The organism is Salinivibrio sp. MA607 (assembly GCF_001996245.1).
Classification (GTDB): domain Bacteria; phylum Pseudomonadota; class Gammaproteobacteria; order Enterobacterales; family Vibrionaceae; genus Salinivibrio; species Salinivibrio costicola.
The window spans coordinates 27,204-52,960 of the sequence record NZ_MUFJ01000003.1 but is presented as its reverse complement, the minus strand read 5'-3'; the positions used below and the strand labels follow the sequence as shown (position 1 = coordinate 52,960).

The 25,757-nt window shown below is 51.3% G+C and carries 24 protein-coding genes and 1 pseudogene; 8 read left to right on the top strand and 17 right to left on the bottom strand.

Features of this window, described 5'->3' with window-relative positions; genetic code table 11:
* Positions 1-77: 77 nt before the first annotated feature.
* Positions 78-1,106: a tRNA dihydrouridine(20/20a) synthase DusA gene (dusA, locus tag BZG81_RS02315; protein WP_077676640.1), complete on the bottom strand. Its 1,029-nt coding sequence runs from the start codon at positions 1,104-1,106 to the stop codon at positions 78-80.
* 242 nt (positions 1,107-1,348) lie between these two features.
* Positions 1,349-1,795 (bottom strand): azurin, encoded by a 447-nt coding sequence (gene azu / locus BZG81_RS02310; protein ID WP_021023502.1) that lies wholly within the window; start codon positions 1,793-1,795, stop codon positions 1,349-1,351.
* Positions 1,796-2,077: 282 nt separating this feature from the next.
* Here azu and zur point away from each other — a divergent pair, with 282 nt between their 5' ends.
* Together zur and BZG81_RS02300 are read left to right on the top strand one after the other, a co-directional pair.
* Complete coding sequence (zur, locus tag BZG81_RS02305) at positions 2,078-2,521, top strand: zinc uptake transcriptional repressor Zur (protein ID WP_021023501.1); 444 nt, start codon at positions 2,078-2,080, stop codon at positions 2,519-2,521.
* Positions 2,522-2,550: 29 nt separating this feature from the next.
* The gene (locus tag BZG81_RS02300; protein WP_021023500.1) at positions 2,551-3,015 is read left to right on the top strand and encodes a chemotaxis protein CheX; all 465 of its coding nucleotides are present in this window, start codon (positions 2,551-2,553) and stop codon (positions 3,013-3,015) included.
* A gap of 100 nt (positions 3,016-3,115) precedes the next feature.
* On the opposite strand, the gene pgi is transcribed toward BZG81_RS02300, so the two are convergent.
* Positions 3,116-4,771, bottom strand: coding sequence for a glucose-6-phosphate isomerase (gene pgi, locus BZG81_RS02295; RefSeq protein ID WP_021023499.1), 1,656 nt, complete (start codon positions 4,769-4,771; stop codon positions 3,116-3,118).
* A gap of 229 nt (positions 4,772-5,000) precedes the next feature.
* Between pgi and BZG81_RS02290 the strand changes: the two genes are divergently transcribed.
* The gene (locus tag BZG81_RS02290; protein ID WP_021023498.1) at positions 5,001-5,432 is read left to right on the top strand and encodes a secondary thiamine-phosphate synthase enzyme YjbQ; all 432 of its coding nucleotides are present in this window, start codon (positions 5,001-5,003) and stop codon (positions 5,430-5,432) included.
* Positions 5,433-5,469: 37 nt separating this feature from the next.
* On the opposite strand, the gene alr is transcribed toward BZG81_RS02290, so the two are convergent.
* The gene (gene alr / locus BZG81_RS02285) at positions 5,470-6,624 is read right to left on the bottom strand and encodes an alanine racemase (protein ID WP_077676639.1); all 1,155 of its coding nucleotides are present in this window, start codon (positions 6,622-6,624) and stop codon (positions 5,470-5,472) included.
* A complete protein-coding gene (locus BZG81_RS02280) occupies positions 6,596-7,987 on the bottom strand; it encodes a replicative DNA helicase (protein ID WP_021023496.1) in 1,392 nt (463 codons plus the stop codon). Before BZG81_RS02280 ends, alr begins: the two co-directional genes overlap by 29 nt.
* A gap of 169 nt (positions 7,988-8,156) precedes the next feature.
* Between BZG81_RS02280 and BZG81_RS02275 the strand changes: the two genes are divergently transcribed.
* Complete coding sequence (locus BZG81_RS02275; protein ID WP_077676638.1) at positions 8,157-8,927, top strand: DUF481 domain-containing protein; 771 nt, start codon at positions 8,157-8,159, stop codon at positions 8,925-8,927.
* 61 nt (positions 8,928-8,988) lie between these two features.
* Here BZG81_RS02275 and rplI read toward each other — a convergent pair whose 3' ends face one another.
* From rplI to BZG81_RS15560, 5 genes are read right to left on the bottom strand one after another with little or no spacing between them, the layout of a single operon-like run.
* Positions 8,989-9,438, bottom strand: a complete 450-nt coding sequence (gene rplI, locus BZG81_RS02270; RefSeq protein ID WP_021023494.1) for a 50S ribosomal protein L9 — start codon at positions 9,436-9,438, stop codon at positions 8,989-8,991.
* Positions 9,439-9,470: 32 nt separating this feature from the next.
* Positions 9,471-9,698, bottom strand: coding sequence for a 30S ribosomal protein S18 (gene rpsR, locus BZG81_RS02265; protein WP_021023493.1), 228 nt, complete (start codon positions 9,696-9,698; stop codon positions 9,471-9,473).
* A 16-nt stretch (positions 9,699-9,714) separates the two neighbouring features.
* Complete coding sequence (priB, locus tag BZG81_RS02260; RefSeq protein WP_077676637.1) at positions 9,715-10,017, bottom strand: primosomal replication protein N; 303 nt, start codon at positions 10,015-10,017, stop codon at positions 9,715-9,717.
* 8 nt (positions 10,018-10,025) lie between these two features.
* On the bottom strand, positions 10,026-10,454 hold the full coding sequence (gene rpsF / locus BZG81_RS02255; RefSeq protein WP_077460007.1) for a 30S ribosomal protein S6: 429 nt from the start codon (positions 10,452-10,454) through the stop codon (positions 10,026-10,028).
* Between the two features lie 18 nt (positions 10,455-10,472).
* Positions 10,473-10,613, bottom strand: coding sequence for a hypothetical protein (locus BZG81_RS15560; RefSeq protein WP_158011513.1), 141 nt, complete (start codon positions 10,611-10,613; stop codon positions 10,473-10,475).
* A 335-nt stretch (positions 10,614-10,948) separates the two neighbouring features.
* Between BZG81_RS15560 and BZG81_RS02250 the strand changes: the two are divergent.
* From BZG81_RS02250 to BZG81_RS02240, 4 genes and pseudogenes are all read left to right on the top strand, one after another.
* Positions 10,949-13,469 (top strand): annotated as a pseudogene (locus tag BZG81_RS02250) (glycosyl hydrolase family 18 protein); the annotation flags it as partial.
* Positions 13,443-13,751: a cellulose-binding domain-containing protein gene (locus BZG81_RS15890; protein ID WP_443216215.1), complete on the top strand. Its 309-nt coding sequence runs from the start codon at positions 13,443-13,445 to the stop codon at positions 13,749-13,751. The pseudogene BZG81_RS02250 and the gene BZG81_RS15890, both read left to right, overlap by 27 nt.
* Positions 13,752-13,803: 52 nt before the next feature.
* Entirely contained in the window at positions 13,804-14,976 is a 1,173-nt protein-coding gene (locus tag BZG81_RS02245) for a lytic polysaccharide monooxygenase (protein ID WP_077676636.1), read from the top strand.
* A 9-nt stretch (positions 14,977-14,985) separates the two neighbouring features.
* A complete protein-coding gene (locus BZG81_RS02240) occupies positions 14,986-17,616 on the top strand; it encodes a glycosyl hydrolase family 18 protein (protein ID WP_077676635.1) in 2,631 nt (876 codons plus the stop codon).
* A gap of 77 nt (positions 17,617-17,693) precedes the next feature.
* Here BZG81_RS02240 and rlmB read toward each other — a convergent pair whose 3' ends face one another.
* From rlmB to hflK, 7 genes are all read right to left on the bottom strand, one after another.
* A complete protein-coding gene (rlmB, locus tag BZG81_RS02235) occupies positions 17,694-18,428 on the bottom strand; it encodes a 23S rRNA (guanosine(2251)-2'-O)-methyltransferase RlmB (protein WP_077676634.1) in 735 nt (244 codons plus the stop codon).
* 3 nt (positions 18,429-18,431) lie between these two features.
* Positions 18,432-20,927, bottom strand: a complete 2,496-nt coding sequence (rnr, locus tag BZG81_RS02230) for a ribonuclease R (protein WP_077676633.1) — start codon at positions 20,925-20,927, stop codon at positions 18,432-18,434.
* 218 nt (positions 20,928-21,145) lie between these two features.
* Entirely contained in the window at positions 21,146-21,781 is a 636-nt protein-coding gene (gene motX, locus BZG81_RS02225) for a flagellar protein MotX (protein WP_021023486.1), read from the bottom strand.
* A gap of 204 nt (positions 21,782-21,985) precedes the next feature.
* A complete protein-coding gene (locus tag BZG81_RS02215; protein WP_025744518.1) occupies positions 21,986-23,284 on the bottom strand; it encodes an adenylosuccinate synthase in 1,299 nt (432 codons plus the stop codon).
* Positions 23,285-23,409: 125 nt separating this feature from the next.
* On the bottom strand, positions 23,410-23,595 hold the full coding sequence (locus BZG81_RS02210) for a DUF2065 domain-containing protein (protein ID WP_021023483.1): 186 nt from the start codon (positions 23,593-23,595) through the stop codon (positions 23,410-23,412).
* Between the two features lie 98 nt (positions 23,596-23,693).
* Positions 23,694-24,584 (bottom strand): protease modulator HflC, encoded by an 891-nt coding sequence (gene hflC, locus BZG81_RS02205; protein WP_077669285.1) that lies wholly within the window; start codon positions 24,582-24,584, stop codon positions 23,694-23,696.
* 2 nt (positions 24,585-24,586) lie between these two features.
* Positions 24,587-25,747 (bottom strand): FtsH protease activity modulator HflK, encoded by a 1,161-nt coding sequence (gene hflK, locus BZG81_RS02200; RefSeq protein ID WP_077669286.1) that lies wholly within the window; start codon positions 25,745-25,747, stop codon positions 24,587-24,589.
* Positions 25,748-25,757: the final 10 nt, after the last annotated feature.

The following is a 25,757-nucleotide window of genomic DNA, read 5'->3' as shown; positions in this document are numbered from 1 at the left end:
GTACATTAGGATTGGCTTTCCGGTCGATGTCAACGTGGTGGTTAAATGTAAACCTAAATTTAGTCATTTTCACTCAATTACGCATCAAGCCAATCGTCAGGAATGTGGCTCATCGCCGTGGTCAGTACTTCAATACTTGCTCCCGGCTTGTGCGCATTCTCGCTGATATAGCGACGCCACTGCCGCGCGCCAGGCATATTTTGGAACAGACCTAACATATGGCGACTGATATGGTTCAGTTGCGCCCCTTGAGAGAGCTGTTTTTCGATATATGGGAACATGGCTTCAACCGCTTGACGACGTGTAATGCGAGGCGTTGTCATACCAAATAAACGCTGATCGGCCTCGGCCAACATAAAAGGACTCTGATAAGCTTGGCGACCAACCATCACCCCATCAAGATGCTCAAGATGCTGCTCCGCTTCCTCAAGACTTTTCACCCCGCCATTGATAGCAAGCGTCAGGTGCGGAAAGTCTTTTTTGAGCTGATACACGCGTGGGTAATCCAGTGGCGGGATATCGCGGTTCTCTTTTGGGCTCAAACCGTTTAACCACGCTTTGCGCGCATGAATCGTGAACATATCACAGCCACCTTTTTCGCTGACTGTCTCAACAAAGTCGGTTAAAAATTCATAGCTGTCTTGCTCATCAATACCAATGCGGGTTTTCACCGTAATAGGCACATCGGTGACTTCTCGCATGGCAGCCACACACTGCGCCACCAGCTCAGGCTCCGCCATTAAACACGCCCCAAAGCGACCGTTTTGCACCCGATCCGACGGGCAACCGACGTTAAGGTTAATTTCATCATAACCACGCGCGGCCGCCAGCTTTGCACATGTGGCCAAATCGGCCGGATCCGAGCCCCCCAGCTGCAACGCCACCGGATGCTCCTGCTCGTTATAGGCAAGGTAATCCGCTTTACCATGAATGATCGCCCCCGTGGTAACCATCTCGGTAAACAGCAAGGTTTGCCCAGATAATAAACGATGAAAGTAACGGCAGTGTCGGTCCGTCCAATCGAGCATGGGTGCAACAGAGAAACGCTGCATCACCGTTTTTGGCGTCATATCAGGGCTGGCGGCGGTTTTGCTGGGGGTAGTCATGGTCTCGAATCTCTGCAAATTACGTTGAACGACGGTCGTTTTCGACAGGCGGACGCGGATTATACACATTGCATCGGCAAGATTTAAGCAGAACCGGTTCACCAGCAGGCTTAGAGAAAGAAATCGGTAATATAACAGTATGGAGACCGTTATGATCGCAGGGATAATTCGACTTACTCTGTTATTAAGCCGAGAATGAAACAAGCGAGAGAGCCGAACGATGCGCTCTCTCGCAACAAGACTTATTCGATAGTGAATTTGCCTTTCATTACCGTCCAATGGCCGGGGAAAGAGCAGAAATAAGTTAAGTCTTTGCCTTGCAACCCATCGGTTGAGAAGGTGATGGTGGTGCTTTCGCCGCCGCCAACCAACTTGGTATGTGCCAAGATACGATCATCACCTTGTGGTAGGTAATCGTTATCGGCACCCGCACCCGCGCCTTTCATGGCGATATCTTGCAAGTTAGACGTTTCCGACAGCACCCAGTTGTGGCCCATCGAGGTCACAGGCATTGAGCCTTGATGCTCCAGCGTGAGCGTCACTTCACTACAGCTTGCTGGTACGGACAACGATGACTGGTCGTAGGCCATTTTATCGCCGGTGGTGACAGTTAACTCACACTCATTGGCAGCCGCTTGCGTAGAGACAGACGCGAACGCCAAAGCGGCGAGGGCTAACAGTTTTTTCATCGGTACATACTCCTGTTATGGATGTAAAGGTATGTTTTTTATGCCTGTGGCACACTGCCATCATACTGACATGACAGCGCAAAACAGTTAGCCGATTCAAAAATCGACTGATTATTTATTGTTTTTACTTCTATCATTACCCAAAGGTAGCTGATCGCGATCAAGTGGTCATAGACTATCTATTTACACTTGTGGCAAAGCGCATAGGATAAAGATACGCAGGGTGCGTTGGTATACAGCTATGATAAGATAACTGTCTGACTGTTAGTACTTTGAGGCGCTATGACCCAGATCACTGGTTTACTGCACCGCGCACAGCAGCTGTGTGAGCAACGTGGTGTGAGATTAACGCCGCAACGAACCCGCGTTTATGAAATTATCGCCAATAACTCACGGGCGATTACCGCGTACGAGCTGCTCGATATATTGCGTGAAACCGAGCCACAAGCGAAACCCCCAACGGTGTATCGTGCGCTAGACTTTCTATTAGCACAGGGGTTTGTGCACAAGGTAGAGTCGACCAATAGCTATATTGCCTGCTGCCACTTAGGGCATCAGGGGCACTGCTCTCAACTGCTGATTTGTGATCAATGCGGCACCGTAGAAGAGTGTCACACTGAAGAGCTATCAGAGGCATTGCGTGAGAAAGCGCGTAAAATGGGGTTTGATGTGCAACATCATGTGATTGAAACCCATGGCACTTGTGCACAATGCTTGGCTCACTAACACTGATTTGATTAGGACGGACACTCTTTATGGAAGCACAATTCGTCAACCCATTTCTTACTTCACTGATTAATGTGCTACAAACCATGGCACAGCTGGACATCCAGCCAGAGAAGCCTCATTTAAAAAAGTCAGAGATCGCAAAAGGTGACGTCTCTGGGTTGATAGGCATGGTTGGTCCACAAACCAAAGGATCATTTTCAGTCACATTTGATGAAGATATGGCACTGGAAATCATGCAACGCATGCTGGGCGAGCGTTCAGAATCCATTGATGAAGAAGTGACCGACATGGTCGGTGAGATTACTAATATGGTGACAGGCGGCGCTAAGCGGATCCTATCCGAAAAAGGCTTTGAGTTTGAAATGGCGACCCCAGTGGTTGTCTCAGGCAAAGGCCATACCATCAACCACAAAAGTGATGGCCCAGTGATTATCATGCCGTTTAAGTCCCCACATGGCACAGCGTTTATCGAGATCTGCTTCGATCATTAAACAACGATGCGCAGCTTAGTCAACCCACCTATATTAAGATAAAAACGCCGCGATAAGCATCGCGGCGTTTAGCTTTCTCAATTAATCGTAGTCGGTCAGCTTACGCTTGGCGCCACTGCTTGAATGCATTGATCAGTCCATTGGTCGAGCTATCATGGCTCTCAACCTGCTGATCATCACTCAGCTCAGGCAAAATGTTGCTTGCCAGTTGTTTACCCAGCTCAACACCCCACTGATCAAAGCTGAAAATGTTCCAAATTACACCCTGAGTGAAGATTTTATGCTCATACATCGCAATCAAAGCCCCGAGTGTATAAGGCGTGATTTTCTCAACCAAAATAGAGTTGGTTGGACGGTTACCTTCAAACACTTTAAAGGGTGCGATCGCGGCCACGTCTTCGGCCGATTTGCCCGCTTTCACTAGCTCGGCTTCGACTTGCTCACGGCTCTTACCAAAGGCTAATGCTTCGGTCTGAGCAAAAAAGTTCGCCATCAGTTTAGCGTGGTGATCGCCAATCGCGTTGTGACTATGCACGGGGGCAATAAAGTCACACGGGATTAACTTAGTGCCTTGGTGGATAAGCTGATAGAAAGCATGTTGGCCGTTTGTACCAGGTTCACCCCAGATGATTGGGCCCGTTTGATAATCGACCGGATTACCGTGACGGTCGACGTATTTACCGTTTGATTCCATGTTGCCTTGTTGAAAATACGCGGCAAAGCGATGCATGTATTGATCATACGGTAAAATCGCTTCTGATTCAGCACCGTGGAAGTTGTTGTACCAGATACCGATTAACGCCAACAACACCGGCATGTTTTGCGCCATGGGTGCGGTTTTAAAGTGGTTATCCATTTGATGTGCGCCATCGAGTAAGGCGACAAAATTGTCAAAGCCGACGCCTAAGCAAATCGATAGACCAATGGCTGACCACAGTGAATAACGGCCACCAACCCAGTCCCAGAACTCGAACATGTTGGCCGTATCAATCCCAAAGTTCGCAACAGCATCGGCATTGGTTGAAAGCGCCGCAAAATGCTTCGCCACCTGGCTTTCATCTCCAGCGGCCTTCATAAACCAGTCACGCGCAGTGTGCGCATTGGTCATGGTTTCTTGGGTGGTAAAGGTTTTTGAAGCCACCAAGAACAACGTCGTTTCAGGATTCAGGGCTTTTAACGTTTCGGCCATGTGGGTGCCATCAACGTTAGAAACAAAGTGTAAATTGAGGTGGTTTTTGTAGGCTGCCAGCGCTTCAGTGACCATGTAAGGGCCAAGATCTGAGCCACCGATACCAATGTTCACCACATCGGTAATTGCTTTACCGGTATAGCCTTTCCACTCACCGCTGATCACACGCTCAGAGAATGATTGCATTTGCGCGAGTACTGCGTTGACGTGCGGCATGACATCTTCGCCATCCACCATAACAGGCTGGTTGCTACGGTTACGCAACGCAGTATGAAGCACGGCTCGGTCTTCTGTACGGTTGATTTTCTCACCATTAAACATCGACGTAATCGCGTCTGAGACGCCCGTTTCGTCTGCCAATGCCAATAACTTGGTCAGGGTTTCTTCGCTGATCAGGTTTTTGGAATAATCCAACAGAATGCTGTCTTCAAATTGCGTTGAGAAATGGGCAAATCGGTCTGGATTATCCGCAAACAGATCCGCCAGTGTATAGTCCTGTGCTTCTTCAAAGTGGGCGGTCAGTGATTGCCACGCCACGGTTTGTGTGGGGTTCGTTGTCTTTAGCATCATGTCATCCAAATCGCGTTGTGAGTGCTGCTGTGGGTATCACAGCAGGCTGGAGTCCTGTATAACGTCAGCACCACCATGCTGTACGCAGCGGTTATTGGTGTAATATTACATAATCATGGCTCGATTCTCACATGCAATCGCTGTGAGTAGGTTGCGATTAATCATAGAATAGTTGGATCGCCTTTGGGCTAACTGATTACGATAGAGATCACAACAAGGATTGCTTATGTGGTACCAAACTGAAATTCGCTTACGCCCGCGCTCTCGAGGCTTTCACCTTGTGACCGACGAGATCATCGACGCACTGCCTGTGTTGCATGATATTGAGATGGGGGTGATGCAGGTATTTATCAAACATACCTCAGCCAGTTTAACCCTCAATGAAAATGCGGACCCCACCGTGCGTCAAGATATGGAGTCCCATTTTAATCACTCAGTGCCCGAGTGTGCGCCCTATTACCGTCATACCTATGAGGGGGATGATGATATGCCGGCACATATTAAGGCGTCTTTACTGGGGGCCAGTGTCACTGTCCCTATCACTCAAGGACATCTCAACCTCGGTACGTGGCAAGGGATTTATCTAGGCGAACACCGTGATCAGGGCGGTTCACGTACGCTAGTCGTCACACTTCAAGGCGCGCCTACCGCGGGCTAATCAACCGAGACAAAGCAGTCCCGAGGCGTTTAGCGTATCACTGCGTTTCGCTCACCCCCCTCGGGGAGGGATTGGTTAGATATTGACGTGGGACGCGGCCTGTCACCTGGCAGACAAGTTCATAACCAATCGTATCAACCAAGCGCGCGATGCGCTCAACCGGGAGCTCGGGTCCCCACAACACCGCTTCATCACCCACCTTATCGGTCGCATCTGGACCCAGATCAACGGTGATCATATCCATTGAGACGCGCCCAGCCAGCGGAACTTCTCGACCATTGAGCCATACGGGCGTGCCGTCAGGTGCAGAACGCGGATAGCCGTCGCCATAGCCGATCGCAATCACACCAATCAAGGTATCGCGCGAACTGCGCCAACGCGCGCCATAACCTACCGGCTCGCCAGCTTTGAGACGACGCACAGCCATGACCCGCGATGTCAGGCGCATTGCCGGCTTCAAACCAAGTGCGTCGCCTGTTAATTCAATACGAGAGGAAATGCCATACAGGCAAATACCTGGGCGCACCCAATCAAAATGACTTTGCGGCCAAAATAACGTGCCGGAAGATGCAGCCAATGAGCGTTCACCGGGCAGCCCTTCCGTAACGCGCGAGAAGGTGTCAATTTGCGCTTGGGTGATCGGATTATCCATTTCGTCCGCGCAGCCAAAATGACTCAAGTAACCAATCTCAGGCGCTACATTGTCGCAAGCATGCAGGGCAAAAAGCGCACCAGGCACCTGATCCGGTTCAAAGCCGAGCCGATGCATGCCTGAGTCCACTTTTAGCCATACCGACAAAGGCGAAGATAGGGTCGCTTGTGTCAGCATTGCCACTTGCTCATCACAGTGCACCGTGGCGGTCAATTGGTGCTCAACCAATAACGGCAGCTCATCCGCTTCGTAGAAACCTTCGAGTAGCACAATGGGTAAGGTAATGCCCGCTTGACGCAGCGTCAGTGCTTCTTCTATCCGCGCCACCCCAAAGGCATCGCTATAAGGCGCCAACGTCGTCGCAACGGAGGTTAGCCCATGACCGTAACCGTCCGATTTGACCACTGTCATCACTTTGCTACCGGGGGCTTTGCGACGCATCACTTGGATGTTGTGCACCATGGCCTCGGGATCAATGAAGGCGCGAGCCGCATTGGTCATGGTAGACAGATCACTCATCATCAAACGCGGGTCCTGCATAATTATCAAAGCGTGAGTACTGGCCTTGGAAGGTCAAGCGCACACTACCAATTGGACCGTTACGCTGTTTACCAATCAGGATTTCTGCAATCCCTTTCATGGCACTTTCTGGGTTGTAGACTTCGTCACGATAAATAAACATGATCAAGTCAGCATCTTGCTCAATCGCACCCGACTCACGCAGGTCCGAGTTAACGGGGCGCTTATCAGCACGTTGCTCCAACGAACGGTTAAGCTGCGATAGCGCCACTACAGGCACATTCAGCTCTTTCGCGAGCGCTTTCAGTGAACGCGAAATTTCAGCAATTTCCAAGGTCCGGTTTTCTTGTAACCCTGGCACGCGCATCAGTTGCAAATAGTCGACCATGATCATGCTCACGCCACCATGTTCGCGCGCCACACGGCGGGCTCGCGAGCGCACATCAGTCGGTGTTAGGCCGGAACTATCATCGATGTACATGTTCTTTTTCTGCATCAAGATCCCCATCGAGGACGAGATACGCGCCCAATCTTCATCATCTAATTGGCCGGTTCGGATCTTGGTTTGGTCAACCCGTGATAACGAGGCCAACATACGCATCATCAGCTGCTCAGCCGGCATCTCGAGCGAGAAAATCAATACAGGCTTTTCTTGATCCATGGCTGCGTTTTCACACAAGTTCATCGCAAAGGTCGTTTTACCCATCGATGGTCGTGCCGCGACGATAACGAGATCAGAAGGCTGTAAGCCTGCCGTTTTCTTATTAAGATCGGTAAAACCCGTCGATACGCCGGTAACCCCGTCTTGCGGTGACTTGAACAGCTCTTCAATGCGCTCTAGGGTGCGACTCAGTACCGAGTCAATGTGCTGTGGACCTTCGGTTTCACTAGTCCGAGACTCAGCAATCGCGAAGACTTTACTCTCCGCCATATCGAGCAAATCTTCTGAGCTTCGCCCTTGGGTATCATAGCCCGCATCGGCAATTTCATTGGCTACCCCAATCAGGTTGCGCACCATGGCGCGCTCACGCACAATGTCGGCATACGCCACAATGTTAGCGGCGCTCGGGGTGTTTTTCGCCAGCTCCGCCAAGTAAGCAAAGCCGCCCACATCGTCGAGCGTTCCCGCCTTTTCGAGATGCTCAGACAAGGTGATGAGATCAAGCGGCTTCCCCTCATCCAGTAGCGATTTGGTCGATTCATAAATCAACCGATGGGGTCGGCTATAAAAATCATGGCCGACGACTTTTTCCGCAACCGCATCCCAACGTTCATTATCCAACATTAAACCACCTAAAACCGACTGCTCGGCCTCTATCGAGTGTGGTGGCACTTTGAGGTTAGCGACTTGCTGATCTTTTGCGGGTTTACGATTGTCTGCCATAAAAACTCACCTATTGCTAATGGAGGTCATTATACCCGCTGTCCTCGTGGGACGCTGCCCCATGAGACATTTTTTTCCAAACGCTGAATGACCTCCTCGAATTCTAACCCAAATTTGACTATCACAATGCAAACAGCGCTTAGCATAGCGGCGCCTTAGATTGCGTGAGATGAAAGTAGTGAAGTCTTTTTGTCAGCCCGTGTGGTTATCAATTTGGATGGTATGCGGGGTCCCTGCCTATGCAAGTGACGATAATAAAACATTAGAATCACCTTGGTCAGCCGATATTTCGCTCGGTTATCAGCGCCTCGGTGGTAACTCAGATTCTCAAACCATCAATAATGCGCTCACAGGTCAATATCAAGTTGAGCAATACAGTTATCAAGCCAGCATTAGCCTGTTGCAAGTTGAAAAAGATGGTGAAGAGGACAAACGTAAAACAGAGCTAGAGTCGCAAGCTAATATGTTACTTGGTGACAGAAGCTATGCGCTACTCAATGCTACTTATATCGCCGACCGTTACGGCCCTTATTATGACGATTTTATGCTAGCAACGGGTTTAGGCTATCACTGGCTTCAAAACGCTAAGGTCACATTAAGCACCGAGATAGGTCCAGGTTTTCGTTACCAACAACCGAACGTCGATGAAATTGATGATGACGATTTGATCATGCCTTACTCAGTCAGTGAATCAGTGATACGTGGACAGGCAAGAGGAGAGTGGCATATGCTCGATAATGTCAGTTTAGAAGGAAGAAGTATTATCATTTCAGGGAGCAGTAATACCAGTGTCGAAGGATCACTCACTTTGGCATCGACCATTACTGAAAAGTTATCGATAAAAATAACCAGCAAACAGACTTACATGACAGATGTCCCTCCGGGACTAAAAAATCGCGACAGTATGTTCACGGTCGGTATTCGTTATCAATGGTTATAAACCGCTGAAAAAACAAAAAGCCAACCCGAAGGCTGGCTTTTTATCGAAACCTTGTTGCTAATTACATAGCAACAACGTTCACGTTGACGGTCGCGAAAACATCATAGTGCAGTTGCACGCTGATTTCGTACTCGCCAGTGTGACGCAGTGCGCCTTCTGGTAGACGAACTTCGTTTTTAGCGATTTCAACGCCCGCTGCAGTCACAGCGTCAGCGATATCACGGGTACCGATAGAACCAAACAGTTTACCTTCATCACCCGCTTTCGAAGCGATTTCAACCGCTTCTAGTGCTTCAACTTTCTCAGCACGCGCTTGAGCAGCAGCCAGTTGCTCAGCAACTTTTGCTTCTAGCTCAGCACGACGTGCTTCAAAATGTTCAATGTTGGCTTTGGTTGCCATAACAGCTTTACCCTGAGGGATAAGGAAGTTACGTGCATAACCAGATTTAACAGTTACCTGATCACCTAGGCCACCCAGGTTACCGATTTTATCAAGTAGAATAACTTGCATTCTTCAATCCTCTCTAACTTGGACAGTTCCGATTACTGATGCTTGTCAGTGTACGGCAGCAGGGCCAGGTAACGAGCGCGCTTGATAGCACGAGCCAGTTGACGCTGATACTTAGCACGAGTACCAGTGATACGGCTAGGTACGATTTTACCTGATTCGGTAATGTAATTTTTTAGAGTCGCTACATCTTTGTAATCGATCTCTGTGACGCCTTCTGCAGTGAAACGGCAGAATTTACGACGACGGAAGAAACGTGCCATGGGCTTATCTCCTGATCTAAATGTCTATAATAGTGTCGGCATGCAATACCAATTTTCCCTCGCCTTGTCGGCTGGTCTGGTAAGCGATAAAACCGCTTACCTTGATATGGCTACCTAAAGCTAAATTTTGCGTTTGTTGTGTTGACCCTTGCCCACTCACAACCACAGATAAACGACAAAAAACTTGTCGAGGGAAGTCAGCTTCAACCTGCGTGGAACGATGCTCTAACACAAAGTGACAGTGCTGAACGCCTGCAGGGCTTTGGCGACGGACCGGACCTTTACTGATAACACCAGCAAGCTCCAACCGATTGGTCATCACAGCAATTACTCAGCTGCGTTTTCGCCTTCAGCTTCAGCTTCCGCTTTTGCTTCTGGCTTCGCTTCCGCACGCTCTTCACGCTCAGGGCGATCTTCACGCTTAGCAGTACGCTCTTCTTTAGCCTTCATCATGACAGATGGCTCAGTGATAGCGTCTTTAGTACGCATGATCATGTTACGGATCACTGCGTCGTTGAAGCGGAACATGCTTTCTAGCTCGTCAATCACAGCCTGCTCGGCTTCTACGTTCATCATAACGTAGTGTGCTTTGTGCAGTTTGTTGATTGGGTAAGCCAGTTGGCGACGGCCCCAGTCTTCTAGACGGTGGATCTGACCGCCTGCATCTTTAATAGACGCAGTGTAACGCTCGATCATGCCAGCAACTTGCTCGCTCTGATCAGGGTGCACCATGAATACGATTTCGTAATGACGCATTGAGTTGCTCCTTACGGATTAATCAGCTTCCACAATTGGCTCGGTCGTCCAGCGGAAGCAAGGAACGGAAAAGAAAAGACCGAGAATCAGGCGCGAGATAGTACAGAATTGCAGCGTCATAAGCAAACGGATTTTGTCTTTATCGGTTGGTTGTTCCATGGCATCCCCGAAAAAGCATGACCAATTTCAAAAAAATAAGAAATCAAGCCCGCAAACTGTCAATTATGTGCGAATTACTACCAACATCACGCTATGGATGCACTTCTTTTTTACCAATAATTAATTTATGAACCCACGCTCAAATTATGACATTCCCGCCTCCTTTTCTTGGCAGTTAATGCCCAAAATAATCTTTTTATTGCCTATGCTTGAGCGGAAAAGCCGTTTTTAGTGCAAAAAGCGTAGGGGAAGACCTCATCAATCACTGACTGTATTGATGAAATTCGTTTCAAAAATTTTTGGAGCAAAATATGAAGATAGTAACACCATCGCGTATGGTCGCACTTGGTTTGGCAGGGCTCGCATTAAGTAGCCCCAGCGTACACGCTGCAGTTGATTGCCAGCCATTATCCGATTGGCAGAATGGCAATACCTACACTAAAGGGGATCAAGTAAAAAACAGATAACACCGCCTATGAAGCGAGGTGGTGGACGCAAGCCGACCCGGCCACCCAATCTGGCGAATGGAAAGCGTGGAAAATCCTCGGCCAGTGCGCGGGCAGCGTCAACCAAGCCCCTACCGCAACCTTAACCGTCTCTCCGTCTGGACCGATTGAGGTTGGTGACACACTCACCTTCACCCTCGCCGGGACAGACACGGATGGCACAGTGACCTCATTCGCGCTCTCACAAGGCGACACCCTATTGTATGAAGGTGCAGAAGCAACCGCCATTCGCTGGCAAGCCGAACAAACGGGTCGTTTTACATTTACTCTCACCGTGACCGACGACAAAGGCGCTACCGACATCCAGACATTGCAACAGGTGGTGGGTGATGACCAAACCGGCGGCGATGAGTATGCCTGTCGTCCGGCTGGTTTATACACCACCCCAGATGTCGAGGTGCCGTATTGCTCTGTGTATGACGAAAACGGCCTTGAAGACATGGGGGCCGATCACCCTCGCCGTGTCATCGGTTATTTCACTAGCTGGCGAAACGGTGCCAACGGCCAGCCTGCTTATTTAGTCAGCGATATTCCTTGGGACAAGATCACCCACATTAACTACGCCTTTGCCCACATCAACGCGGACAACCAACTGTCTATCGGCGATCCCAATGCCCCCGATAACCCCGCGACCCAAATGACCTGGCCGGGCGTGGCCGGCGCAGAGATGGATCCAACCCTGCCGTACAAAGGCCACTTTAACTTACTCAACAAGTATAAAAAGCAGCACCCCGACGTGAAAACACTGATCTCCGTGGGTGGCTGGGCCGAAACCGGGGGCTACTTCGATGAAAACGGCGAGCGCGTTGATAGTGGTGGCTTCTACACCATGACCACCAATGCCGATGGCAGCGTCAACCACGCTGGCATTAAAGCTTTCACCGACAGTGCCGTCGCCTTCTTGCGCCAGTATGGCTTTGATGGTCTAGACATTGATTATGAATACCCATCGTCGATGAAAGACTCAGGCCACCCTGACGATTTCGAGTACTCCAACCCACGTCGCGCGCACTTGAATAAATCCTATCAAGTACTGATGAAGTCGCTGCGTGAAGCGCTCGATAAAGCCAGCGCGCAAGATGGCAAGCACTATATGCTGACCATTGCCGCACCGTCATCGGGTTACTTATTGCGCGGGATGGAAACCTTCCAAACCACCCAATACTTAGATTACGTCAACATCATGAGCTATGATCTGCACGGGGCATGGAACGATCATGTTGGCCATCAAGCGCCGCTGTATGACACCGGAGAGGATTCCGAACTTAAACAGTGGAATGTCTACCAAACCCCTGAATTTGAAGGGATTGGCTATTTAAATACCGATTGGGCAGCCACCTACTTTATGGGCGGTATGTCTCCCGGCCGCATCAATATCGGTATCCCGTATTACACCCGCGGCTTTAAAGACGTGCAAGGTGGCGACAAAGGTCTTTGGGGACGCGCACCATTGCCAAACCAGAGCGAGTGCCCAGCCGGCACCGGCGTCGGTGAGAAAAACAAATGCGGCAACGGTGCAATCGGGATAGATAACCTTTGGCATGATGTGGATGAGCTCGGCACCGAAGTGCCTGCTGGCTCCAACCCTTTATGGCATGTGAAAAACTTGCTCGACGGCAAACTACCGGCCTATGCGGCGGAATACGGACTTGATCCTGAGCAAGACCCCACTGATCGCCTTACTGGTAGTTATCAGCGTTACTACGATGACATCGCCAAAGCGCCGTGGGTTTGGAACGAAGAAAAACGCGTATTCCTGTCGATGGAAGACGAAACCTCGATGGCCGAAAAGGTCGACTACGTGGTCAATAGGGGTCTAGGCGGGGTGATGTTCTGGGAGCTGGCGGGGGATTATCGCTATGATGATCAGCGTCAAGCCTACTTTATGGGTGACACCCTGACCTCTCTGGCGTACCAAACCTTTAAGCAGGCGGGCAGCGACTACTCACTACAACGTGGCGATGCCAACTTCCAAGTGCCAAGCGAGCAAGTGGATGTCACGTTTGACGCGCTGAACTTCCCAGTGGGCGATGACAACTACCCTATTCGCCCCACGTTCCGCTTTACCAACCACTCCGATCTGGACTTATCGGGCGCCACCATCAGCTTTGATGTGCCAGTGTCTACCTCGGCCATTTTTAAGTCTGACTGGAACGCCCAGAAAAAGCTGCGCATGGAAGTGGTGCGTGATAGCAGCAATGCCAGTGGTAACAACATCGGCGGGTTTGATGCCACCCATCATCGCTTTGCCATCACCTTGATTAACGAATGGGGTGGTATAGAGCAAAGCTTTAAGCCGGGTGAAACCTTGGACGCTCAGGTGATGTACTACATGCCTATCACCAACCCAACCAATATCACCATCGAAAAAGATGGCCAGCGCTATGCGGTGAAGCAGGAGTATCCAAGCCTTCCGCCTGCGCTCCCCGGTAGCACCAGCCAAAGTGGCGGAGAGTCTCAGTGTCCTGGCGTCGATATCGCCAGCCTGAGTACCTACCCCAACTGGCCTAACGGGGTCAATCATGCCAGCGGTGGCGACCAACTTATCTACCAAGAGGCGGTATGGGAAGCCAAGTGGTGGACCCAAGCGGCACCCGGTGGTCAAGCTTGGCGCCAAGTCTGCAGCCTCTAATCCATTTCTGGTCTTGAATGCGGGGGCCGCGTGCCCCCGTTAAAGAGTCGTTATGTTCAAGTCTTCGTTTACTCAACTTTCCTGCCGCACCGCCGTGGCCCTTGCGCTGGTCGCAAGCAGCACACAGGTGATGGCGCATGGTTATTTGGAAAGCCCCAAAGCCCGCCAAGCGATTTGTCACGAGCAAGGGGGCTATTGGTGGCCTTCAGATGGTTCACGAATCCCCAACGCCGCCTGTCGCACTGCGTTCTTAGAATCGGGGCACTACCCGTTTGTACAACACCATGAATCGGCGCAATTGGTGGCGGATTATCGCAATATGGATGCGGTGAAAGCGGCCGTTACCGATGGCAACTTATGTGGTGCCGGCGATCCTAATAAAGCCGGGATCAGTTTGCCCTCACCGGATTGGCAACGGACCGAGATCACCCCAGATGGCAATGGCCAAATTGACGTGCGCTTTCGCGCCACCACTCCTCACGATCCAAGTTTCTGGGAAATTTATCTGACCAAGCCAGATTACAACGGCGCGACCGATGCGCTGACGTGGGATGATCTCGAAAAGATCGACACCTTTGGCGATCTGCCCATTGTGATCGGCGATAACGGTAACCGGTATTATGAGATGACCGTGACCCTGCCCGCCGATCGTCAAGGTGATGCCATTATCTATAGCCGTTGGCAACGTATTGATCCGGCCGGAGAAGGCTTCTACAACTGTGCCGACATTACCATCACCCCTAGTCAGACCGCACCCGCCCAATGGCACGAGCTAGGATACTTTGTCCAACATCCACAAATGGCAGCATTGGGCGATCGCGTGCGGGCCCGCTTGCACAATCGCCAAGGCCAAGAAGTGGTGGATGTCACACTCACCCTGACGGACCAAAATGTGACGAATTGGCCACACGCGCTGGCCAGCCTTATCGAGCAACAGGCTAACGAGCCCTTACGTATCGGGGTGATGCGCCACGGCGAGATCCAGTTTAATGCCGATGACGTGGTGCAAAACCAAGTCTTTAGCCATCACGATAGCTATAGCTTCAACCTGTCGGTGATCCCGGCTACCGACGAACCCACCAGCAACCTGCCCGCATGGCGCGCATCTGAGGTCTATGTGGCCAAGGATCGCGTGCGCTACGGCGATAACATCTACCAAGCAAAATGGTGGACTAGAAACGAGCAACCCGGCGCTGCCCTTGTTTGGCAACGCGTGACACAATAAGGAGCAAACATGAAGCCAATGACCCTACTCTCTCTGGCGATTGCTGGGGCACTGGGCGCCAGCCACGCCGTGGCGGCCCCTTCAACCCCAAGTTTGGACTGGAAGCCACAAAACTATTCTTTTGTTGAAGTCGATGAATATGGCCGCGGATCGTACAAAGATCTGGTGCAGCGCGTGGATGAAGTCCAAATTGAAATTAAATGGAATGCCTGGTCCGGTGATGGCGGTGACAGCTACAAGGTGTACTTTGACGATCAGGTGGTCAATCAAGGCACTTTACCGGCAGGCACCCAATCCGGCACAGTCACTTTCCCCTATGACAAAGGCGGTCGTCACCAGCTTAAACTCGCCTTGTGTGAAGGGGGCGTCGATGGTCAGTGTGCGACCAGTGCCGCCAAACCCATCGTCATCGCAGACACCGACGGCGTCCATCTTGACCCACTGCCGATGAATGTCGACCCGAACAACAATGACTATCCCAAACAGCCTGATACCGTGGTGGGGGCATACTTTGTCGAATGGGGCATTTATGGTCGTAACTTCGATGTCAGTCAGGTGCCCGCGGGGAATCTCACCCACATCTTGTATGGCTTTATCCCCATTTGTGGCCCCAATGAGTCATTGGGCGACATCGAAAATGGCAACAGCTTGCGCGCACTTGAGCTCGCTTGCCAAGGCTCAGAAGACTATGAAGTGGCAATCCATGACCCATGGGCGGCGATTCAGAAAAAGCTGCCCGGCACACCGGCCAAAGATCCGATAGGTGGCACCTACGCGCAAATGATGGCGCTCAAGCAGCGCTACCCTGATCTGAAAATTCTCCCCTCCGTGGGCGGCTGGACCCTATCCGACCCCTTCTATGATTTCACCGACAAGGCCAACCGTGACGTCTTTGTCGCCTCAATGAAAGAGTTCCTGCAAACCTGGAAATTCTACGATGGGGTCGACATTGACTGGGAATACCCAGGCGGTGGCGGTGCCAACCCTGATTTAGGTGACCAAGATAAGGATAGCCAAGCCTACGCGGCCTTAATGCGTGAGCTGCGCGCGATGTTGGATGAGCTCGAAGCCGACACGGGCCGTGAGTACCAACTCACCTCGGCCGTCGGTGCCGGTTATGACAAAATCGCCAACGTCGATTACAGCGCCAGCGCGCCGTACATGGATTACATCTTTGCCATGACCTACGACTTTTTCGGCGCATGGAATAATGTCACCGGTCACCAAACCGCCATTTACTGTGGCAGCCACATGAGTGCGGATGAATGTGATGGCACTGGCGTCGATGATAACGGCGAGCCCCGCAAAGGCCCTGCTTACACGCTCGATAATGGCGTGCAATTACTGCTAGAAAGCGGCGTGCCACCGGAAAAAATGGTGATCGGTACCGCGATGTACGGTCGTGGCTGGGAAGGCGTTTTCCCTGCCAATGCAACCGATCCTAGCAACCCGATGACCGCGCCCGGTAACGGCCCGATCAAAGGCAGCACCGCTGATGGTATTTGGGAAGCGGGCGTGATTGACTACAAAGGCGTCGTCACATCAATGCTCGGCAGCGCGGGTAACGGCATCAATGGCTTTCAAACCGGTTATGATGAGCAAGCTGAAGCGGCCTACATTTGGAACCCTGACAACGGCAAGCTGGTCACTTACGACACCCCCCGCTCGGTCAAAGCCAAAGGCCAGTATGTGCGTAATCACAACTTCGCCGGTTTGTTTGCCTGGGAAATAGATGCCGACAATGGCGATATCCTCAATGCGATGCACGAGGGCTTAGCACAGGATGGTCAGCCGCCAGTCAACAACGCCCCAACTGTGAGTATCGCACAACAAAGCTATACGCTGGCGCCGGGAGAATCATTAACCATTGCGGCCAATGGGCGCGATCGGGATGGCGATGCACTGACCTATCGCTGGCAAGGTGATGCCGCGTTGGCACTGACCAACGGCGACACGAATACCGTCACGGTCACCGCACCGGATGTGAGCACCAGCACCGAGTATCCGCTGTCAGTGACAGTCTCGGATGGTCAAGCCCGTGCCGAGGCCAATGCGACTATCGAGGTGGTGGTACCGGGTGAAAACCAAGCCCCTACCGTGGCACCTATCGCCCCAGTTAGCCTGAAAAGCGGTGAGCAAACCCGCGTGACGATTGAGGCAAACGACCCAGATGGCGATACACTCAGCTACACCTACCGTGCATCCGGCGATCTGGCCGTTTCTGGCAGCGGTGATCAGGTGACGCTAACGGCACCCACCGTGACGGAGAATCGCGACTATGTGGTCACGGTCGAGGTCAGCGATGGCGACAAAACCACGCAAGCGCAATTCACGGTAACCGTGACGCCGGCCAGTGGCTTACCAACGTGGGATGAAAACACCGTGTATGTCGGCGGCGATCGCGTCCTGTATCAAGGGGTTGAGTATCGCGCCAAGTGGTGGACCAAAGGCCAGCGCCCAGACCAAGGCGATCCATGGGAGCGCGTCGGGGATAGCCAAGCCAACCAAAGCAGTGAATGGCAAGCGACCGTCGCTTATTCCGGCGGTGCTGAAGTTGAATATAACAACCAACGCTACCAAGCCAAGTGGTGGACGCAAGGCGAAAAGCCGGGCAGCGCCGCGGTCTGGCAATTGCTGTAACGGTTTCTCTCTTCCCTCAATGACAAAACGCCCCAACAGGGGCGTTTTTCTTCAACGGTGGACAAGAGACAAGGCACTTAACGACGCTGACGCACCGCTTCATACAAACAGACACCAGTTGCCACGGATACGTTCAAGCTCGATACGCTTCCTGACATGGGAATACGAATTAGCTCATCACAGGTTTCACGGGTCAAACGGCGCATGCCGTCTCCTTCCGCGCCCATCACTAAGGCTAGCGGCCCCACCAATTTGGTGTCGTAAACATCATGATCGGCTTCACCGGCGGTGCCCACAAACCACACGCCCTGCTCTTTGAGCGTCCGCATTGAACGCGCCAAGTTAGTAACACGCACCAAAGGCACCACTTCAGCTGCGCCACAGGCCACTTTGCGGGCCGTCGCGTTAAGCTGAGCAGATTTATCTTTCGGAACGATGACCGCACTCACTCCGGCTGCATCGGCAGTGCGCAGGCAAGCCCCCAAATTATGCGGGTCGGTGACACCGTCAAGTACCAGCAACAAAGGGTTCTCGGTATTAGCGAGGATCGCCTCCAAGTCATTCTCGTTGTACTGACGACCCGGTTTGACACGGGCAACAACCCCCTGATGCGACGCACCTTGAGTTTTGTCGTCTAACGCTTTGCGGCCCACTTGCTGAATACTCACGCCCAGCATCGCAATGTCATTGAGCACGGGGACCAAACGCTCGTCTTGACGCCCTTTTAATACCATCACTTCAATAAAGCGGGAAGGATCGGTTGCTAAAATCGCTTGGACGGCATGAATGCCGTAAATAACTTCACTACTCATGATTTACTTCTTTTTCTTACCCGCTTCGGCTTTTTGTTTTTTCGCCTTTTTCTTGCGTGCTTTTTGCGCAGGCGACTTTACTTTACTCTTTTTGCTTGGCTTATCCGCCGGCGCCTTATCGCCTTCAACACTTGGCACTGCGCCACGTTTAAGCTGTTGGCGTACCGAGGTTCGCTCACGGCGCGCTTGCGGATCTTTATTCGACTCCGCACGACCTTTTTTGCGCTTATCGCGTTCGGTTTTACCCGGGCGACGGGCTTTGCGCTCAGAGCCTACCAGTTCAAAGTCAATTTGTCGCTCATCAAGATTCACTGACAGCACTTTAACCGTTACCTGATCGCCAAGTCGGAACACGCGGCCAGAGCCTTCGCCCACCAGACGCTGACCTACCATATCAAAACGGTAATAGTCGTTATCTAGGTTGGAGATATGGACCAAACCATCGATATGCAGCTCATTGAGGCGAACAAAGAAGCCAAAGCCGGTGACATTGGCAATCACGCCTTCCAGTTCATCGCCAACGTGATCTTGCATATATTCGCATTTAAGCCAATCCGACACATCACGGGTGGCATCATCGGCGCGACGCTCGGTTTTCGAACACTGCTCGCCGAGCACATCCATATCGTCAAATGAGTAGTGGTAGCCACCGGTCGGGGTCCAACGGTCTTGGTTTTTACCCGCTTGTTTGGCAATCAAGTATTTGAGTGCACGGTGCAACAGCAAATCCGGATAGCGACGAATAGGCGAGGTAAAGTGGGCGTATTGTTTTAGTGCCAAACCAAAGTGACCTTGGTTATCCGCTTGATACACCGCTTGCTTCATCGAGCGGAGCAACATGGTCTGAATAAGCTCACTGTCCGCGCGACCATGGACCACGTGCATCAGTGCCGCGTAATCTTTCGGCGTCGGCTCTAGGCCGCCACTCAGGCTTAAGCCTAACTCGCCTAAGAAATCTTTAAAGCCACTAAGACGTTCTTCACCCGGTGCTTCGTGAACACGATATAATGCTGGCTCTTTGTGCTTCTCGACAAAACGCGCAGAGGCGACGTTGGCAAGGATCATACATTCTTCGATGATCTTGTGCGCATCGTTGCGCTCCACCGGCACAATACGGTCGATTTTGCGCTGTGCGTTGAAAATAAATTGGGTTTCCACCGTCTCAAACTCAATGGCGCCGCGTTGTTGGCGAGCATCACTGAGCACCTTGTACATATCGTGCAAAGTTTCTAGATGTGGAACCAAGGTGTGATAACGCTCTCGCAAGGTCTCATCACCCTCTAAGATGTTAGACACCTTGGTGTAGGTTAAACGCGCATGTGAGTTCATCACCGCTTCATAGTGCTTGTAGCCGGATAGTGCGCCTGACTCAGAAATTGTCATTTCACAGACCATACATAGACGATCAACCTGTGGATTGAGCGAGCATAGGCCGTTGGAAAGCACTTCTGGTAACATGGGCACCACTTGGTTGGGGAAGTACACCGAGTTACCGCGGTTTTGCGCTTCTTTATCCAGCGCAGAATCAGGCCGCACATAGTAACTAACATCGGCAATTGCCACCCACAAACGCCAGCCACCAGAACGTTTACGTTCACAGTAGACCGCATCATCAAAGTCACGGGCATCTTCACCGTCGATGGTCACCAGCGGCAGATCGCGTAGATCAACGCGGCCTTCTTTCGCTTTTTCCGGCACTTCCTCGTTCAAACTTTTAACTTGCTTGAGCACGGCATCCGGCCATTGATGAGGAATATCATGGGTGCGCATCGCGATTTCAATTTCCATGCCCGGCGCCATGTTTTCGCCCAGCACGTCAACAATCTTACCCATTGGGTTGGTTTGGCGAGTAGGACGTTGCATGATCTCAACCACCACTACATTGCCCATACGCGCGCCCTGAGTGTGATCTTTATCAATCACGATATCTTGGCCCAGGCGACTATCGTCTGGCACGACAAAGCCCATACCGTCTTCGACAAAATAACGCCCAACGATTTGGCCTTGACGTGCTTCCAACACCCGCACGACACGGGCTTCTTGGCGACCGCGCTTATCGGTGCCCACGCCTTGCGCCAAAATGACATCGCCATGCATCACGCTACGCATTTGATGATACGGTAACGTCCAATCGTCATGATTGCCTTTCCCTTCAGGGCGCAAGAAGCCAAAACCATCACGGTGACCAATGACGGTCCCTTTAATCAGATCCAGACGCTCGGGCAAGGCATAGCACTTACGCCGAGTAAACACGAGTTGACCATCTCGCTCCATCGCACGCAGGCGTCGACGTAAACCTTCATACTGATCATCGCCGTCTAAACCGAGATGGGTAAACAGATTGTCGCGGCTCACTGGCGCCTTAAAGCTGCGGATCACTTCCAGCAAGTGCTCTCGGCTGGGAACCGGATTTTCATATTTTTCAGCTTCACGGGCCTGGTGTGGATCCGCAGCGATGTTGTTTGGCGTATTATTTGTCGAACCTGTGTCTTGCGACATAGACCTTTTCCTATTGGCGTATGTTGATTTCATTATATCTGTTAACTGTCGCGATTGCGCCGCGATGATCGCAGTTTGACGTTTTGTTTCAGCGCTTTGCTTGTAGGCAACGAGAGGAACATGGCGAACTGGCCATATCAAATCAGATTGGGAACAGATGAGTAAAGGGAGTATAGCGGATTTTGACGATAAAATCGCCTACAGTCAGAGGCTGGCAGTTACCAGTAACTGGTGCGTCTTTTAGCGCGAGCGATAATATTCTGAGGCATTCGCGCTTCAAGCGCTGAACGTAACTCGGCAATACGATCACGCGTGCCAGAGTCTGCGGTAATGGTCTGATATAACCAGCGATAAGCATCCTCATAATCAAGCGGTGAACCGACGTCATCCACGAGCAACTCGGCCAGTTGAATTCGCGCGCGGGTATCCCCCAATGAGGCGGCTTCGCGCAGGTAAGGAATCGCGCGTCGTTGATCTTGCTGCACCAAGGTCCCATTCGCATAGTATCGCCCTAGCTGCTCCAATGCCGCAGGTAACCCTTGCTGCGCAGCCTGTTTCATGTAATACACGCCGAGCTCGGCATCTTGATCAACGCATACGCCCCACGCCAACATATCGCCGTACAAGAACTCATAGGCGGGAGACCCCACACGTGTTGCCCGTACTTCGATGTCTTGTACGAGTTGGCATTCATCTTGTTCCACACGCTCAAGGTGTGAGTTGGTCTCGAATAAGGCGATCAGTTCACTTTCTTCATACAAGGGCACCGCTGGCCCCACATCCGCTCTAGCGGTTGCTGTTGCCAACGTCGTTACCGTTAGTAAAAGTGAAAAACTCAGCGTTCGAAACTTCATGCCTACTCGCTATTCAACCAAGAAACCCAACAGCAACGCGCGCGCTAACCGTGTGCTTTTTTGTATCGGCACCCTGCTTAGTGACTTTAGCAAAGGCGGCAAGTTTTTTCCGCTTTCCAGGCGATCTGGGTTCCAACCTCATCCAATAGCGAAAAAAAAAGCCAGCGTTAAACGCTGGCCTCATGGTTTGTCTTCGCGCAAGCATTAGCTCTCGAAAGGATGAACCTTAATGATGGTTTCATTACGGTCTGGGCCAGTTGAAATCAGATCAATCGGCACGCCAGTCAAGGTTTCAATACGCTTGATGTAATCAAGTGCAGCTTGTGGTAACTCGTCGAGTGACTTCACCCCAAAGGTGTTTTCGCTCCAACCCGGCATAGTCTCATAAACAGGCTCGATGTTTGCGTACGCATCCGCAGCCAATGGAGATACCTCTACCATGGTGCCGTCAGCCATCTTGTAACCGGTACAAATTTTGATTTCTTCCAAGCCGTCCATCACGTCCAGTTTGGTCAAACAAAAACCCGAGACCGAGTTAATCTGTACAGCACGGCGCATAGCCACCGCGTCAAACCAACCACAACGACGCTTACGACCCGTGGTTGCACCAAACTCCGCACCCTTGGTGCCTAGATGCATACCAATGTCGTCATCAAGTTCTGTTGGGAACGGACCTGCCCCTACTCGCGTGCAATAGGCTTTGGCGATACCTAGCACATAACCAAGATGACGAGGACCAAAACCAGAGCCTGCAGCCACACCGCCAGCGGTAGTGTTTGAGGAGGTGACATACGGATAAGTGCCGTGATCAATATCTAGCAAGGTGCCTTGTGCGCCTTCGAACATGATTTTGTCATCACGTTTACGCGCATCATCGAGCTCTTGGGTGACATCAATCACCATACCGGTGAGGATGTCTGCTTGCTCCATGACCTTGGCTAAGGTGTCTTCATAGCTTACAGGTTCGACTTTATAGAAGTGCTCTAGCTGGAAGTTATGGAGTTCCATCACTTCTTTCAGCTTTTCAGCGAAGGCTTCTTTATCGAATAGGTCACCCACACGCAAACCACGGCGCGCCGCTTTGTCTTCGTATGCTGGGCCAATACCACGGCCTGTGGTGCCAATGGCTTTCTTGCCACGCGCTTTTTCACGCGCTGCATCCAACGCAATGTGATAAGGCAGGATCAAAGGACACGCTTCTGATAGGAATAGGCGCTCACGCACGGGCACGCCGCGTGCTTCCAGCTCACCCATTTCTTTCAGTAAAGCGTCTGGCGACAGCACCACACCATTACCGATAATGCATTTAACGTTGTTGCGGAGGATACCAGAAGGAATCAAGTGTAGGACGGTCTTTTCACCGTCAATGACAAGAGTATGACCTGCGTTGTGACCGCCTTGATAGCGAACCACGTATTTTGCATCTTCAGTCAAAAGATCAACGATCTTTCCCTTACCTTCGTCACCCCATTGGGTGCCGAGAACGACTACGTTATTACCCATCTTCTTCGATATGCAGCTAGTTAAAAAAGGATTCTAGCACCTTAAAAACTCGGTTGCAGTTATTTTTTAACCGTATTGTCGTTTTCTTTCCATGGGTTTGTCACGTCAAGCTGACAGCCGCTTTGTTAACCTAAGATGGAATAGGCGAATACAGCGCCAATCACCACTAAACATCCTCCGATACGTCGCAACTGATTATCCGGCTGCTGACTCAGCTCAGTCACCATTTGTCGCCATTGCTTGGGGAATAACATAGGCCCCAGCCCCTCAACAATTAATACTAGCGCGAGCGCCCCCCAGAATGTCATCATGATTCCTTCTCCTTTATTGAACTCTACTGTGCGCAATCATTACCCGATAAAAAAAAGACAAGGCACGATGCCTTGTCTTTTCTGTCGGTGATAACGATTTATTGATCGATCACATCTGGCTGCTTCATGTATTTGAAGAAGTCACTTTTCGGATCAACAATCAGCATATCGCCCTTGCTGTCAAAGCTCTCTCGATAGGCCTGTAGCGAACGTACAAAACTATAGAACTCAGGCTCTTTCTTGAACGCACGGGCAAAAAGCTGCGCCACTTCAGCTTCTGCTTCACCGCGTGTGATTCGCGCCTGACGCTCTGCTTGAGAAAGAATCGTGGCTACCTCAAGTTCTGCTTGTGCGCGAATAATTTCAGCCTGCTCACGACCTTGAGCACGATGACGACGCGCCACAGCTTCACGCTCTGCACGCATACGGGCATAGATGGATTCACTGATCTCGCTTGGAAGATTGATACGCTTGATACGCAAATCAACCAGCTCAATCCCTAAATCACGTATCCCCTCACCCGCGGCACGCTCCAACACACCTTCCATGACTTGGTCGCGCTTTTCAGACACTATCTCTTTGATGGTCTTGTTACCAATTTCGGCACGCAGACCGTCAGAAATACGACGTTGCAGCAGCGACTCAGCCGTGATCTTATTACCGCCCCCTGTGGCAAGGTAGTATTGACCGAAGTCTTTAATTCGCCACTTCAGATAAGAGTCGATAATGACATCTTTTTTCTCTGCAGTAACAAAGCGATCGGCACGGTCATCCATGGTTTGAATGCGCGCGTCGAGGGTCTTCACTCGGTCAAACAACGGCAACTTAAAGTGCAAACCTGGCTGATAGATTTTCGCGATCTCGTTATCCACTTTCAGGACACGTCCAAAGCGAATCACAATACTGCGTTCACCTTCACTCACCACGAAGATCGACATCAAAAATATCACGACCGCTAAGACTATAACCGGGATCATCATCTTACGCATGCTTAGTATCTCCCTTCACGTGATGAACCAGAACGCGGCGCCGATTCAGGCTGTTTTGGCTGAGAGCTTTGCTCCAGCTCAATGCCATACTGGCTGCTCGACGTTTCTTTACGCTGGTTAGGCCCAACGGCTGCCCCTCCCATCAACTTATCCAGCGGGAGATACAAGAGGTTGCTGTTTCCGCTTTGCGAATCCACCATCACCTTACTTGTACTGCTGTACACCTGTTCCATGGTTTGGATATACAGGCGATTACGTGTCACGCGTGGCGCCTCAATATACTCAGGCAACAATTTTTCGAATTGAGAGACTTCACCTTCTGCTTCATTGACCGTACGAGCTTTGTAACCCAATGCGGCTTTTTTCAGCGTTTCGGCTCGACCCGTTGCCTTTGGCAAGACGTCATTACGATACGCTTCTGCTTCACGGATAAAGCGCGCTTCATCCTCACGTGCTGCAATGGCGTCATCAAAGGCATCTTTTACCTGCTCTGGTGGTCGTGCGTACTGGAAATTCACGTCGACAACAATTAAGCCCATGTTGTATTTATCAATGATCTGATTCAACTCAACTTGGGTGCGCTCACGCACTGTTTGACGACCTCGAGTGATAATATCATCCATCACAGAATCACCCACGACCGCACGAAGCGCTGAATCCGTTGCTTGACGCAAGCTGTCATCAGCATTGGTGACACTGTAGAGATACTGCTGGGCATCCATCACGCGATATTGGACATCCATTTCGACGTTGACCACGTTTTCATCTTTGGTCAGCATCAAACCTGAACTGTTTAGCGAGCGGATTGATTCCATATCAACCGTTCTCACGGTATCAACAAACGTCGGTTTCCAGTTAAGGCCAGGTTGCACGACACGATCATACTGACCGAACCGAAGCACCACACCACGCTGCGCTTCGCCAATGGTATAGAAACCGGAAATACCCCATACGATAACACCGATTAGTGCGAGGACACCTAGCCCCGCCATTCCGCCACCGAAAGAAGGTCCTTTGCCTTTCCGGCCACCAAAGCCACCCAGTTTGCGGCTTAGTTTATTAAACAATTCATCAAGATCGGGTGGTCCTTGATTACGGCCACCACGATTCCCCCAGGGGTCTTTGTCGGGACCGCCATTGTTTCCTGGCTCATTCCACGCCATTCGCGCACTC